At 38.7% G+C, this 12,070-nt stretch carries 16 protein-coding genes; 7 read left to right on the plus strand and 9 right to left on the minus strand.

Features of this window, described 5'->3' with window-relative positions; genetic code table 11:
• Positions 1 to 88 precede the first annotated feature (88 nt).
• Both QP437_RS05050 and QP437_RS05055 read left to right on the plus strand, forming a co-directional pair.
• Complete coding sequence (locus QP437_RS05050) at positions 89 to 1,315, plus strand: MFS transporter (RefSeq protein WP_285267162.1); 1,227 nt, start codon at positions 89 to 91, stop codon at positions 1,313 to 1,315.
• Between the two features lie 155 nt (positions 1,316 to 1,470).
• The gene (locus QP437_RS05055) at positions 1,471 to 2,856 is read left to right on the plus strand and encodes a DASS family sodium-coupled anion symporter (protein WP_285267163.1); all 1,386 of its coding nucleotides are present in this window, start codon (positions 1,471 to 1,473) and stop codon (positions 2,854 to 2,856) included.
• Between the two features lie 70 nt (positions 2,857 to 2,926).
• Here the strand turns inward: QP437_RS05055 and QP437_RS05060 are convergent, their stop codons facing one another.
• From QP437_RS05060 to QP437_RS05080, 5 genes are all read right to left on the minus strand, one after another.
• Positions 2,927 to 4,018 carry an extracellular solute-binding protein gene (locus QP437_RS05060; RefSeq protein WP_178165121.1) on the minus strand — a complete coding sequence of 364 codons (1,092 nt, stop codon included), beginning with the start codon at positions 4,016 to 4,018 and terminating at the stop codon, positions 2,927 to 2,929.
• A 19-nt stretch (positions 4,019 to 4,037) separates the two neighbouring features.
• Positions 4,038 to 4,889 (minus strand): ABC transporter permease, encoded by an 852-nt coding sequence (locus QP437_RS05065; protein WP_285267164.1) that lies wholly within the window; start codon positions 4,887 to 4,889, stop codon positions 4,038 to 4,040.
• Positions 4,886 to 5,755 carry an ABC transporter permease gene (locus QP437_RS05070; RefSeq protein WP_285267165.1) on the minus strand — a complete coding sequence of 290 codons (870 nt, stop codon included), beginning with the start codon at positions 5,753 to 5,755 and terminating at the stop codon, positions 4,886 to 4,888. The genes QP437_RS05065 and QP437_RS05070 overlap by 4 nt, the downstream gene beginning before the upstream one ends.
• Positions 5,752 to 6,822 (minus strand): ABC transporter ATP-binding protein, encoded by a 1,071-nt coding sequence (locus QP437_RS05075; RefSeq protein WP_285267166.1) that lies wholly within the window; start codon positions 6,820 to 6,822, stop codon positions 5,752 to 5,754. Before QP437_RS05075 ends, QP437_RS05070 begins: the two co-directional genes overlap by 4 nt.
• Positions 6,823 to 6,962: 140 nt before the next feature.
• A complete protein-coding gene (locus tag QP437_RS05080; RefSeq protein WP_005699194.1) occupies positions 6,963 to 7,184 on the minus strand; it encodes a SlyX family protein in 222 nt (73 codons plus the stop codon).
• Between the two features lie 94 nt (positions 7,185 to 7,278).
• Here QP437_RS05080 and fkpA point away from each other — a divergent pair, with 94 nt between their 5' ends.
• Genes fkpA through QP437_RS05105 form a run of 5 tightly spaced genes read left to right on the plus strand, consistent with a single transcriptional unit; the run spans position 7,279 to position 9,758 of the window.
• Entirely contained in the window at positions 7,279 to 8,001 is a 723-nt protein-coding gene (gene fkpA, locus QP437_RS05085; protein WP_285267167.1) for an FKBP-type peptidyl-prolyl cis-trans isomerase, read from the plus strand.
• Positions 8,002 to 8,060: 59 nt separating this feature from the next.
• Positions 8,061 to 8,726 (plus strand): transcriptional regulator, encoded by a 666-nt coding sequence (locus QP437_RS05090; RefSeq protein WP_285267168.1) that lies wholly within the window; start codon positions 8,061 to 8,063, stop codon positions 8,724 to 8,726.
• Positions 8,726 to 9,106 carry a sulfurtransferase complex subunit TusD gene (tusD, locus tag QP437_RS05095; RefSeq protein ID WP_285267169.1) on the plus strand — a complete coding sequence of 127 codons (381 nt, stop codon included), beginning with the start codon at positions 8,726 to 8,728 and terminating at the stop codon, positions 9,104 to 9,106. Before QP437_RS05090 ends, tusD begins: the two co-directional genes overlap by 1 nt.
• Positions 9,103 to 9,462, plus strand: coding sequence for a sulfurtransferase complex subunit TusC (gene tusC / locus QP437_RS05100; RefSeq protein ID WP_285267170.1), 360 nt, complete (start codon positions 9,103 to 9,105; stop codon positions 9,460 to 9,462). Before tusD ends, tusC begins: the two co-directional genes overlap by 4 nt.
• Positions 9,463 to 9,470: 8 nt before the next feature.
• The gene (locus QP437_RS05105; protein ID WP_285267171.1) at positions 9,471 to 9,758 is read left to right on the plus strand and encodes a DsrH/TusB family sulfur relay protein; all 288 of its coding nucleotides are present in this window, start codon (positions 9,471 to 9,473) and stop codon (positions 9,756 to 9,758) included.
• On the opposite strand, the gene QP437_RS05110 is transcribed toward QP437_RS05105, so the two are convergent.
• The 4 genes from QP437_RS05110 to QP437_RS05125 form a co-directional block, all read right to left on the minus strand.
• Positions 9,753 to 10,154 (minus strand): hypothetical protein, encoded by a 402-nt coding sequence (locus tag QP437_RS05110; RefSeq protein ID WP_005694870.1) that lies wholly within the window; start codon positions 10,152 to 10,154, stop codon positions 9,753 to 9,755. The genes QP437_RS05105 and QP437_RS05110 overlap by 6 nt on opposite strands.
• A 67-nt stretch (positions 10,155 to 10,221) precedes the next feature.
• Positions 10,222 to 10,710 (minus strand): YbaK/prolyl-tRNA synthetase associated domain-containing protein, encoded by a 489-nt coding sequence (locus QP437_RS05115; RefSeq protein WP_111304756.1) that lies wholly within the window; start codon positions 10,708 to 10,710, stop codon positions 10,222 to 10,224.
• Positions 10,711 to 10,783: 73 nt separating this feature from the next.
• Positions 10,784 to 11,545: a hypothetical protein gene (locus QP437_RS05120; protein WP_285267172.1), complete on the minus strand. Its 762-nt coding sequence runs from the start codon at positions 11,543 to 11,545 to the stop codon at positions 10,784 to 10,786.
• 20 nt (positions 11,546 to 11,565) lie between these two features.
• Positions 11,566 to 12,000, minus strand: a complete 435-nt coding sequence (locus tag QP437_RS05125; protein WP_285267173.1) for a DUF4189 domain-containing protein — start codon at positions 11,998 to 12,000, stop codon at positions 11,566 to 11,568.
• Positions 12,001 to 12,070: the final 70 nt, after the last annotated feature.

A 12,070-nucleotide genomic window follows, 5' to 3' on the forward strand; every position in this document is an offset into this window, starting at 1 on the left:
CTTTATTTATGCAAGCAGAAATTAGCAGTGATTTTAAATTCTGTGATCTATACCACAAAATTCTCAAATACAAGGAAGGGAGGTTGTTATGGCAACATCATTACCATGGTATAAAGAAGTCAGTCCTACGCAAAAAAAAGCGTTATTTGCGGCTTGGTTAGGTTATGTTTTTGATGGCTTCGATTATATGCTTATCACTTACGTGCTTTTGGATATTCAAAAAGAATTCGCCATGAGCACAACGGAAACATCCACATTATTACTTGCAGCGTTCGTCGCACGTCCATTAGGTGGGGCGATTTTTGGTAGTTTTGCCGATAAATATGGTCGTCGTTTAGCAATGATTGTTTCCATTGTTACGTATTCCGTCGGGACATTCTTGTGCGGTTTATCCACCAGTTATATTTGGCTTTTCATCTTCCGTATGATTATCGGTATGGGGATGGCAGGTGAATATGCGTGTTCTTCCTCTTATGCCATTGAAAGCTGGCCAAAACATTTACGTACAAAAGCCAGTGCATTTTTAGTGAGTGGTTTTTCCATCGGTAATATTCTTGCCTCTCAAGTGATTCCTTGGGTATCTCAAACTTATGGTTGGCGTATGGCTTTCTTCATCGGTTTAGCACCGGTAGCTTTAGTACTATACGTTCGTCGCCATGCACCTGAAAGTGAAGAATGGGCACAAGCGAAAGCTGCAGGTAAAGTGAATAAAGTTCCACTTACTGACCTGTTCACTGAAAAACAATTACCAATTACCTTAATTATTTTCTTAGTTTGCTATTCAATTTTCTCTGTAAACTGGCCGGTAGTGGGCTTACTTCCACTTTACCTCAAAGAAAACGGCTATGCTGAAAATGTGAAATCACTGATGTTCTGGGCAGGCTTTGGTATCCTCATCGGTACCTTAATTGCAGGCTTTATTGGGGATAAATTGGGAGAGAAGAAAACCTTTGTATATAGCTTATTGTTATCACTTTTCTTCCTCTTCCCAGTATTCTATTTGCCAGAAAATAATGTGTTAGCGCTTGGTGTGTTGCTCTTCTTCTTACTTGCAACCAACTTAGGGATTGCCGGTTTAGTACCAAAATATATGGCGACTTTCTTCCCAGCTGAAATGCGAAGCACGGGTATTGGTTTCATCTATAACTTCGCTGCGATCGGTGGTGGGGTGGCTCCTGTGATTGCCGCCAAACTTAGCGAAAGAGTAGGACTTGGTTCAGCCCTTGTGTATGTCACCTTATTTTGGACAATAGTCCTTGTTGCTCTCGTTGGATTAAGATTGCCTGAACGTATTCAAGCTCGCATGCAACAATAAAAAACGAAAGCAAAACAGACCGCACTTTTAGGTGCGGTTTGTTGTATATACAAAAATAGTTTGAAGCATGTCACAAATTTGTTAAAAATATGTTTCAATTTTTTCGGTTAAATGCTAATTAATAATCTCCCCTATCGTTTTATAGGAGATTGTATATGCAAACTCAACAAACCTTTCTCTCTAAATATAAAAGTCTCATTATTCTTGCCTTAGACTTTGTCTTCATGTTGGTGTTAATCAAAATACTGCCGTTTTCTGCTCAAGAGAATCGCGGGCTAGCCTTGCTGATTTTTATTGGTATTTTATGGTTAACGGAAGCCTTTAATATTACCGTGACATCCCTTATGGTGCCTGTCGTGGCCATAGGATTAGGCTTGATTAATACACAAAAAGCGCTCGCACCATTCTCTACCCCAATTATTTATATGTTCTTTGGGGGATTTGTGGTGGCTGCGGTGTTGCAAATTCAGAATCTAGATAAGATTATTGCGAATTACATTATTCGTTTGGCCAAAGGAAACTTAAAACTTTCTATTACCTACCTTTTCACCGTAACTACGTTCCTTTCTATGTGGATTAACAACACCGCTGTGGCGGCGATGATGTTACCGCTCACGATGGGGATGTTAAAAGGTATCAATGCAGAGAAAAACCATCGGTTGTACGCCTTTGTATTGTTAGGCATGGCATTTAGTGCCAGTATCGGTGGTATTGGTACATTAGTGGGAAGTGCACCGAATGCCATTTTGGCATCTCAAATTCAAGTGACCTTCACGGAATGGCTAGGCTACGGTTTCCCAGTGATGGTACTGCTTGTGCCTTCAATGATTTTTTCTTTATGGGTGATTTTACGTCCAGACTTTTCTGTGGATTTTAATCCATCACTTGAGAAAGTCAGCTTTAATCGAAAAAATATCATTACCTTAATGATCTTTATCGGTATGGCGATTATGTTACTTTTCAGCTCTCTCTTAAACCCATGGATTACGGCTTTCCTTGAATTGCCGAAAAAAATTGAAAACTTTGATACCGTGATTGCACTATGCGTTGTGATCTTTATTTGTGTTTCAGGTGTCGCGAGTTGGAAAGAAATTCAAGAGCGTGTTGAATGGGGCGTGCTCGTTTTATTCGGTGGTGGTTTAACACTCAGTATCGTGATGAAAGATTCTGGTGCCAGTAAGATTATGGCGGATAGTATCGTTCAGTTTGTGCAAACCAAACCACTTTGGGTACTTTGCTTTGTGATGACGGCATTTATTATTTTCTTAACGGAATTTACATCGAATACCGCCAGTGCAGCGTTGATTATGCCAATTGTGATTTCAGTGGCACAATCCATGAATTTACCACCTATTGCTTTAGCCGCAATTATCGCTTGTGGGGCAAGTTGTGCATTTATGTTGCCAATCGCTACACCGCCAAATGCTATTGTGTTTGCAACAGGAAATGTGAAGCAACTCGATATGGCCAAAGCTGGTTTGATTTTAAACCTATTCTGTATCGCCATCATCGGCAGTATGACTTATTTTGTTTGGTTGTAAATGTGGTTAAAACTGACCGCACTTTATTATCTTATAAAAGTAAACCGCACGTTAAAGTGCGGTTTGTTGTTTATCTCGAAATAACCTCTTTTGTGAAGGCTTCCATTTCGGCTTTACGCCATGGTGTTGAGAAGAAAATAGTATCTTTCAAACCAGATTCACTATTGAGTGGACGAACACCGAATTCTTGGTTTAATTTCTGTTGTACTTCAGGTGAGGTAATCCAATGCACGAAAACAAGTGATGCGGCTGGGTTAGGCGCATTTTTTGCTACGGTTACAACATTACCACCGCCAGGCATCCCAAATTTTGGTACATAGAATTTTAAACGGTCAGTAATTGCACCTTGTTTTTGCAAGCTGAACAAGTGATCTTGCCATGCAGAGACAATCACTAACTCACCATCGTTTAAACGGGTTAGACTATCAGCATTCGAAGCGGTACGGATTAGCGCATCTTTTTTACTGCTGAACCAATCCCAGGTTTTCTTCCAATTAGCAATCTGTGCTTCATCAATTTTATCGGTACGGTAATCATAATCACCATTAATATACACTAAAGCTCGCTGAATGAAGGCATTACCGGAGCTGCCACCGTTTGGATCAGAATAGCCGAATTTTTTTGGATTTTTATCAATATAACTTTCCATATCAGCCCAAGATTGTGGCAGTTCCTCTTCTTTGATTCGCATAGGATCATAAGCTAGACCGGTTTGATTACCCCAGTAACCTACAGCCATATCGCCTAATTCAACACCTTGTAAGTGGTGATTTAATTTATCGAAATTTGGTAAGTTATTGAGTTTTACAAGAATGTCATTTTTCGCTACGTTGCCTAAACGGTCAGCATTTAACACAACCACATCCATTTTGCCGGTTTCTAGATTTTTTTCAGCAATCAGTTTATTGATATTACCGTCCAAGGTGCCTTCAGGTACTTTGACTTTAATACCGTATTGATTTTCAAATTCTTTGACAAAATTACGGAATTGCGGCTGCAAATACCAAACGCTAACTGTCAATTTTCCTTCTTTTTTAGCGAGTTCTTCGATTTCGCTCCAAGATTTACCACTTAAGTCAGTGGAAGCCGAGGCAAAAGTACTGACAGCCAAGGCGGCAGCGGTAAGACCAATGGATAGAAGTTTACGGATATTTTTTTGCATAAGATGCTCCTTGTGAAAATTATGCTTTTCCTGTGGATTGAGAGAGATAATTCCCTTTCAACAATTTTTCGATAATCATCATCAAAATAATGTTTGGTACCAACAAAATAATCGATACAACGGCCGCATTCGGACGAATAAAAGAATAACCGAGGAAAGAATATAAAATGGTTGGCACGGTAATAAAGTCTGGTGAGCCGATAACGAAAGCGATAGCAAACTCTTCAATACTTTTCACTAAACAGAAGATAATTGATGCTAAAAAACTGGGTTTTAACATCGGCATATACACGTCTTTGAAAACGGTAAATTTAGATGCACCTAAGTCACGGCTAGCATCAATGAGGTCTTGTGGTACAGATGAAAAGCCCGCGGATAAAATCCGAATAGCATAAGGTAACGTGAGTACAACATGCCCAATAACAATGCCGATGAATGGATTATTAATATTTAAATCCAATAACATACGGCTAAAGAATAGGGCAATAATCATGCCTGGAATAACCAATGGAATCAGTGTTAATAATTCTGCTAATTTTTTACCTCTAAACTCCATACGTCCAAATGCATAAGCTGTTGGGAGAGAGAGTAAAATAGTGATCAGTGAAACCGTAGGTGCAATGGTATAGCTATTAAACATTGCTTCAGGTAAAGAGGTGGTTTCCCAGACGATTTTCCAACGCTCAAAAGATAATGATTGAGGGAAAATATCTGGATAACTCCATGGTTTAGCGGGATCTACCAATGACCATAAACCTGCCATTAAAAAGGGTAGGAACAACCAAATAAAATTAGCAAGAATAAAGAACGTTAAGGAAATACGTGCGATTAATCGACTATTTTTCGTTGTGATTTGTACGGAACTACTCATTTGACTTCTCCACGTTTGACGGCTAATGGTTTAATCAATAATGACACTAGGATGGTGAAGAAGGCAGAGGTTAACATAATAGTTAATGCCATGACCGCACTTTGATTCCATTCTTCAAATTCATAGGCAGACATTTGCATTAAACGTGCTAAAGAATAGGTACTACGAGGACCTGCAATACTATAAAAGGCGAAATCACCGAGTGCGCCGATAAATATTAAAATAAAGGAAACTTGTACCGCACTTAAGGTTAGTGGAAAGATCACATAACGAAAACGTTGCCAAGGACTCGAACCTAAATTAGCCGCCGCATCTAATAAATCAGTTTTCAGTGAATTGACCGCGCCACCAATAAGAATTAAAGCAAAGGGAATGTTTTTCCACATTTGTAAAATCACTACCCCCCAACCAAATTCGTCATTTTGTAGGGTTTTCGGTTCGTCCCAAATGCCTAAATAAACGAATACTTCGTTAAGAATGCCGTGGTACGAAATCATATTGACGAACAAAAAGGCGGCAACCAATCCCGGTACCAACATAGGTGCCCGCAAGATAGTGATGATCGTTACCTTAGCTGGTAATTTTTTACGTAACCACATGGCAATGGGATAAGCCACGATGATGGATAAAATCGCCCCTAATAAAGACACTTTTACGGAATAAATATACGAATTTTGGAATACAGGGCTATTTAATACGGCTTGCCAATACTCCAAACTAAATTGGCTTTCTTCCCCACCCATACTATATAAACCAAGGCTTTGAGAGACGACAATGTAGAACGTGGACCCCATTAAAAATAGGATCGTACCTAAACCGCTGCATAGCAATAACCATGCTTTTACATCATTTTTGAGACTTTTCATTTTACGGACTCCAAGAATTTAATCGCATGGCGGGGAACCGTAAAGGTGAGTTTATCGCTCAAATTTGGGCATTTTGTTAGTTGCAGACGTAATTTTTTCTCTTCATCATTACGTTTAATGACTCCTTGCACTTCCGTGATATTGCCCATAAAAGCGGTGTTGATGATATCTACTGTAATTTGGTTTTCCGCTTCCGTTTGTGCGTTTGGTAACAATTCAATGTCTTCTGGTCGAAAGCAAATATAAATTCGTTCTGATTCCGGTTTTTTCTCAGAAAATACGGTGAAATCGCCAAAAATAGAACTAACAGCATAAAGGTTATCGCCGATGTTTTTTACATTGGCTTCCGTGATATTGGCAATGCCAATAAAATCTGCCACAAAGCGGTTTTTAGGATGATGATAAATATCTTGAGGAGAGCCAATTTGCTCAATAGTACCTTTATTTAACACAATAATTTTATCTGACATAGTTAGGGCTTCAGCCTGATCATGAGTCACATAAATACTAGTCAAATTGTATTGTTTTGAGAGTTGCTTAATTTCAAAACGTACACTTTCGCGTAATTTGGCATCTAAGTTGGAAAGCGGTTCATCAAATAAAATTACATCTGGACGAGTGACCATGGCTCTGGCTAATGCGACACGTTGTTGTTGACCTCCAGAAAGCTCATTGGGTAATTTCAATTTATGAAATTCTAAATCCATTTGTTTCAATGCGAGATTTAAACGCTGTTTTTGTTCTTCAATATCAATTTTACGTTGCTTTAAACCATAGCAAATATTGTGAGAAACGTTGAGGTGAGGGAAAAGGGCATAAGATTGGAAACACATGGCTGTATTGCGTTTTTCTGGAGGAACATTGTTAACATTTTTTCCTCCGATAAGGATTTCACCTTCATCAGCCACATGAAATCCAGCGATTAATTTTAATAAGGAGGTTTTACCACAGCCGCTTGGTCCTAATAAGGTGACAAACTCGCCTTCTTCAGCGGTAAAAGTAATATTATTTGCTGCGTAAAAGTCACCAAATTTTTTTGTAATATTTTTTATTTCTAACTTTGCCATTTTTACATCCTCTATTTGGCTATACAACTATAGAGGTAACCATAAAAACACTTAGTTATTTTTTCAATAAAATAAAAATATTTTTCATGAATTTGTGATGAAGATCACGCATTTAGCTAAAAATATGGTTTTATTACATTTTAATAATGCGGAGGCGGTGTTTCTTCTGCTTGGCTAGCAATGTTAGAAGGTTGCATATCTTTTAATTTGCCGGCGAGATAGCGGAGTTGAAGTTGAATTTTATCCATATCAAACTGTTGTTGAACTAATGCTTGGTTGAGTTCGTCTAAAAGTTGTTCTTGAAAAGCAATTTTCATTTCAAGTTCAGCAATGCGATCTTCTAAAATTTGTTGATTTTGCATAAAATTTCTCTAATTTTTAAAAAAATGTTGTGAATTTGGTCAATCCGATTTAACCTATTCGCTATTCCGTTTCTATTATAAAGGATCAAGCAAAATGTTGAAAATTCAAAAGCTTTCTCTTGCTGCACTTATGGTAAGTGCGGTTGTTTCAGGTTCTGTTTTTGCAGAAGATAAAGCAGCGCCAAGCGCAAGCGATGCGTCTTATGCTGTAGGTGCATTAATGGGTAACCAAGTAAAAGATTTAGTGGATGCTCAAAAAGAAGTGATTCAATACGACAATGCGCGTATTTTAGATGGCTTAAAAGATGCATTAGAAGGTAAAGTTGATGTTCGTAAAGACGAAAAAATTCAACAAACCTTAGATGGTATTCAAGAGCAATTAGTGTCTGCAGCGAAAGCAAAAGTAGAACAACAAGCGAAAGCCGCAAAAGAAGAAGGCGATAAATACCACGCTGAATTTGCGAAAAAAGATGGCGTAAAAAGCACTAAAGATGGCTTACTTTACAAAATCACTGAAGCAGGTAAAGGTGATGCGATTAAAGCAACAGATACTGTGAAAGTACATTACACTGGTAAATTACCAGATGGTAAAGTATTTGATAGCTCTGTTGAACGTGGTCAACCGGTTGAATTTAAATTAAACCAAGTGATCAAAGGTTGGACTGAAGGTCTTCAGTTAGTGAAGAAAGGCGGTAAAATCGAATTAGTGATTCCACCTGAATTAGCTTATGGCAAACAAGGTGCAGGCGATTCAATTCCACCTGATGCAACGCTTTACTTCGAAGTTGAAGTATTAGACGTTAATCCTAAAAAATAATCCTTAATTTAACCGCACTTTGTCCAAAGTGCGGTCATTTTCCCTACCAGATTTGAAAAATGATACTAACCGATAGACAACCTTTCACTGATGAAGATCGTGCTATTCTGATTTCCTATAAAGCGGTAGTTGATGGCGTGAGCGCGTTGATTGGCGAGCATTGTGAAATCGTCTTACACTCTTTAGAAGACATTGAACATTCCGCAATTTGTATTGCCAATGGGCATAATACCAATCGCCAAGTGGGTTCCCCGATTACGGATTTAGCCCTGAAATCCTTGCGTAATATGCAAAGTGAGAGTGTGTCTAAGCCTTATTTCACGCGTGCGAAAGGCAATGTGTTGATGAAGTCAGTGACCATCGCCATTCGAAATAGCAAGCAACGCATTATTGGTTTACTTTGCATCAATATTAATTTGGATGTGCCAGTTTCTCAATTTATGCAGGCGTTTATGCCAACGCAGGAACAAAATGAAACCTCTTCCGTCAATTTTGCAAGTTCAGTGGAAGAATTGGTGGCACAAACGGTAGAAAAAACCATTGAAGAAGTAAATGCAGATCGCTCGGTTTCGAATAACAATAAGAACCGTCAAATTGTAGTTTCACTTTACGAAAAAGGCATTTTTGATATTAAAGATGCCATCAATTTAGTGGCTGATCGTCTAGCGATTTCTCGCCACACCGTGTATTTATATATTCGTCAAATCAAACAAGAGCAAGAGTAATGAACTATGTTCTCGCCGTGAAAAGTCCTGTTTATGGAAAACAAGGGGCTTTTCTTGCCTATCAATTCGCCCAAGCTTTACTTGAAAAAGGGCATGCCATTAGCCAAATTTTCTTTTTCCAAGACGGTGTGAGTAATGGCAATGGCTTGGTTTATCCTGCCAATGATGAATTTAATCTCACGCAAGCTTGGCAAGCCTTTTCAGCGCAGCATCATATTCCTTTGCATTTATGTGTAGCCGCTTCACAACGTCGTGGCGTAGTGGATTCACTTACAGCAAAAGATGAGGATCAAACGAATCTTGCAGAAGGTTTTGAGATTACAGGCTTAGGCGAGTTTATGGCGATGGTATTAAAAGCAGATCGGGTGGTGACATTATGAAGCTAGCATTCTTATTTCGTACCGCACCGCATGGAAATGCGATTTCTCGTGAAGGTTTAGATGCGTTGCTTGCGGCAACAGCATTTTGTGATGAAGAGGAAATCGGCGTCTTTTTTATCGATGATGGCGTATTAAATTTACTCGATGGGCAAAAGCCTGAATTATTGCTACAAAAAGATTTTATTCGTACCTTTAAATTATTAGATTTATACGATATTGAACAGCGCTTTGTCTGCGCCGATTCGCTCGACCAATACAATTTGCAAGCTGAACAACTCATTATTTCTGCTGAAAAAATTGACCGCACTTCGCTGATCAATAAACTTAGCCAAGCAGAAAAAGTGTTTACGTTTTAAGGAATATTATGCTTTATACCTTTTCTCAAGCTCATCATTCTGAGACAGACCTTCAACGTTATTTGACTGAAATCACGGAAAATGATGCGATGGTTTTATGGCAAGATGGCGTGTTGTTAGCGGTGAAGTATGGGGAAATGTTTACTCAATGCAAAGGGCAATGTTTTATGTTGGAACAGGATATTTTAGCTCGAAATTTAACCGCACTTTTGCCAGAAAACAATCAAGTGCGGTCAATTTCATTAGCAGATTTGGTGGATTTAACTGCTCAATATTCGCCTCAAATCGCCTTATAGTGGGCGTTCTTTAGGTAACAAGAGCGGTAGTACCATAACAGAATAAAGTGCCAAACCTGCGGCCATTAAGCAGGTAATTTCTAATCCTCCTGCGCGTAACCATTCGCCAAATCCCATGTCATTAACTAGTGTGGCATAAAAGAATCCTGCCACGACGGTATAACTAAATCCGATTAATCCTGCAATTAATGCAATAGCTTTTACGTTGTAGCTTGCATAACGGTGAAATGCCGCCCAAAGCGTAATGAGAAAAGTCGGCACTGCAGCCACAATAAAGACAGAAAGCACCGAGCTCTGAATTTGATCAGTATCATTATTCGAGAATGTTAAGGCAACAGTGCCGATAATTTGAATAATCAACGGAAAAAGAATAAATGCTTTAAGATATTTTTTCATGAGATGTCCAATTAATAGAAAAACGGAAGCATTGTATCAACCAAATGAAAGACAACCAATCTTTTCTCTATTCGGTTTTTATTACATCCACTAATGTGGGCTGAACGATTGAGGCATAATCTTGTGTATTGAGAATAATAGAGCGTTCTAACGTACCGGCATTAAAGGCTAATTCATCATAACGAGACAGTAAGCTAGGATCGGCAATTAATAACAAATCAGGATGAAAGCTAAAAGGCGGAATTGCACCAAATACACAGTCAGTTAAGGTATCTACTTCTGCAGGGCTGGCAAGCGAGGCTTTCGTGCCGCCTAAATAGGCCGCTACTTTACTCAAATCAGATTGTTGATCCGCAGGCAATATCACTAATACCGCTTGTTTTACGCCATTTCCCTTTACTTTGCATACTAACGCTTTCGCCCCTTGCCCTAATTCTGTACCACGGATTTTAGCCACTTCCTCTGATTTTCCTGCAGTCGGATGTTCAACGACACGATAGCGTGCTTGATGTTCATCTAAAAGTGCGGTCAATTTTTCAAATGTTTTGACAGACATGACTGTTTCCTTAAAGGGGGGATCCTTTAATAAGGATTCGAGTCCCCTTTTTTATGTGAGTACAGGAATAGAGCTATTTTTTAGTCTTTTTCTCTTTTACAAAGTATTTGCCATCAAAACGATAATAAATGCGTTCAGAGGTCATTTTTCCGTTACCACAGGTATCTTCAAATTGATGTACTAACGGGAAGCTAAAGCGGTTATTTTTCAAGTCGTAATCAAAATAGGCATTCGATTCTGGTAAATCATTATTCGTATATGAGATAAACGATACCTCAATATTAGAAGTTGGTTTTTTACCTTGAATCAGATTGGCTTCTTCTAACCCTTTTTCCGTAATTTGATAAAATTTCGCTGCGATTGCATGATGACATTGACTGTAGATGTCAGCGGTTTCTATATAATAGTAAGGTTTTCCATTCAATTTAAGCGATACTAGCCAGGTTATATAAGAGTCTAACTCATTAACTTCCGTTTTCCAAATGCCATTAGGTAACTGATAACGCCAAATGCTGCCATATTCATGCATTGTCCCGCCAGATTGCCAATCCCAAGCAAGGATTTGCAGTTTTTGGTCTTTTGAAGTGAGCACGCGCACACCCTCTTTAGGCGCTTTTTCCCAAGCGCAGAATTTGCCTTCTAATTTTTCAATTTTGGCTAATGCGTCTTTAAACCGTTTTTCTGAAGACTGGTATTTTTCTTCATTTTTTTCGTTATAGTTGCCGTAGGTTTTCATCTCTGAATAACTTGCGGCTAATTCGGTATCAATGATTTCACATTGGTTAGCATAAGCGGCAGAAGAAAAGAGGCACAGGCAAAGTAAGATTTTTTTCATAGAGCGTTCCTTTTTTAAGATTATTTTTCACAAGCGGAAAAGGTGATTGAGCAATTCGCTGAATTCGTTTTACAGGCTGCCAAGGCTTCTTGTTCAGCTTTTTCTCGCTTCATTCTGAAATTGCGAACTGCGGCATATTTTTCAGGGGAGTCTCCCGTTGCCAATGCAACACAAGCATGATTAGCTTCTGTGACAATTTGGCAATGTTGTTTATTTGCATCATTTGAAGCAAGCTCGCAATCCTTTAGTGCTTTATTTTGAGCAGCCTTTATCATACCTCCCTCGCCATAACCAAAAGCACCATTTTGTGGATTATAAGCAATTACACTCCACCAATTAGGAAAATCTAGAAGTGGCGGTGGTGGTGGATACGACATTTGATCTTCGATTGAAGGTGTTGTTGCAAAAGCCGAAACGGATAAAGCACATAAAGCCAATGTAAGTGATTTTTTCATTTTTATTTCTTGTGAAAAATTTTGTGAGGTTTATCTTCTCTTTATTGTAAAAGCATATTACTAAGCAAGC

Source organism: Haemophilus sp. UMB1048, from assembly GCF_030218125.1.
GTDB lineage: Bacteria > Pseudomonadota > Gammaproteobacteria > Enterobacterales > Pasteurellaceae > Haemophilus_D.

Bases quoted from the DNA above. Each gene is read 5' to 3' on its own strand.
- QP437_RS05075 (WP_285267166.1), bottom strand. From the start codon at position 6,822: ATGGCAAAGTTAGAAATAAAAAATATTACAAAAAAATTTGGTGACTTT.
- QP437_RS05110 (WP_005694870.1), bottom strand. From the start codon at position 10,154: ATGAAAAAATATCTTAAAGCATTTATTCTTTTTCCGTTGATTATTCAA.
- QP437_RS05115 (WP_111304756.1), bottom strand. From the start codon at position 10,710: ATGTCTGTCAAAACATTTGAAAAATTGACCGCACTTTTAGATGAACAT.
- QP437_RS05125 (WP_285267173.1), bottom strand. From the start codon at position 12,000: ATGAAAAAATCACTTACATTGGCTTTATGTGCTTTATCCGTTTCGGCT.
- QP437_RS05060 (WP_178165121.1), bottom strand. From the start codon at position 4,018: ATGCAAAAAAATATCCGTAAACTTCTATCCATTGGTCTTACCGCTGCC.
- fkpA (WP_285267167.1), top strand. From the start codon at position 7,279: ATGTTGAAAATTCAAAAGCTTTCTCTTGCTGCACTTATGGTAAGTGCG.
- QP437_RS05070 (WP_285267165.1), bottom strand. From the start codon at position 5,755: ATGAAAAGTCTCAAAAATGATGTAAAAGCATGGTTATTGCTATGCAGC.
- QP437_RS05105 (WP_285267171.1), top strand. From the start codon at position 9,471: ATGCTTTATACCTTTTCTCAAGCTCATCATTCTGAGACAGACCTTCAA.
- QP437_RS05090 (WP_285267168.1), top strand. From the start codon at position 8,061: ATGATACTAACCGATAGACAACCTTTCACTGATGAAGATCGTGCTATT.
- QP437_RS05120 (WP_285267172.1), bottom strand. From the start codon at position 11,545: ATGAAAAAAATCTTACTTTGCCTGTGCCTCTTTTCTTCTGCCGCTTAT.
- QP437_RS05055 (WP_285267163.1), top strand. From the start codon at position 1,471: ATGCAAACTCAACAAACCTTTCTCTCTAAATATAAAAGTCTCATTATT.
- QP437_RS05080 (WP_005699194.1), bottom strand. From the start codon at position 7,184: ATGCAAAATCAACAAATTTTAGAAGATCGCATTGCTGAACTTGAAATG.
- tusC (WP_285267170.1), top strand. From the start codon at position 9,103: ATGAAGCTAGCATTCTTATTTCGTACCGCACCGCATGGAAATGCGATT.
- tusD (WP_285267169.1), top strand. From the start codon at position 8,726: ATGAACTATGTTCTCGCCGTGAAAAGTCCTGTTTATGGAAAACAAGGG.
- QP437_RS05050 (WP_285267162.1), top strand. From the start codon at position 89: ATGGCAACATCATTACCATGGTATAAAGAAGTCAGTCCTACGCAAAAA.
- QP437_RS05065 (WP_285267164.1), bottom strand. From the start codon at position 4,889: ATGAGTAGTTCCGTACAAATCACAACGAAAAATAGTCGATTAATCGCA.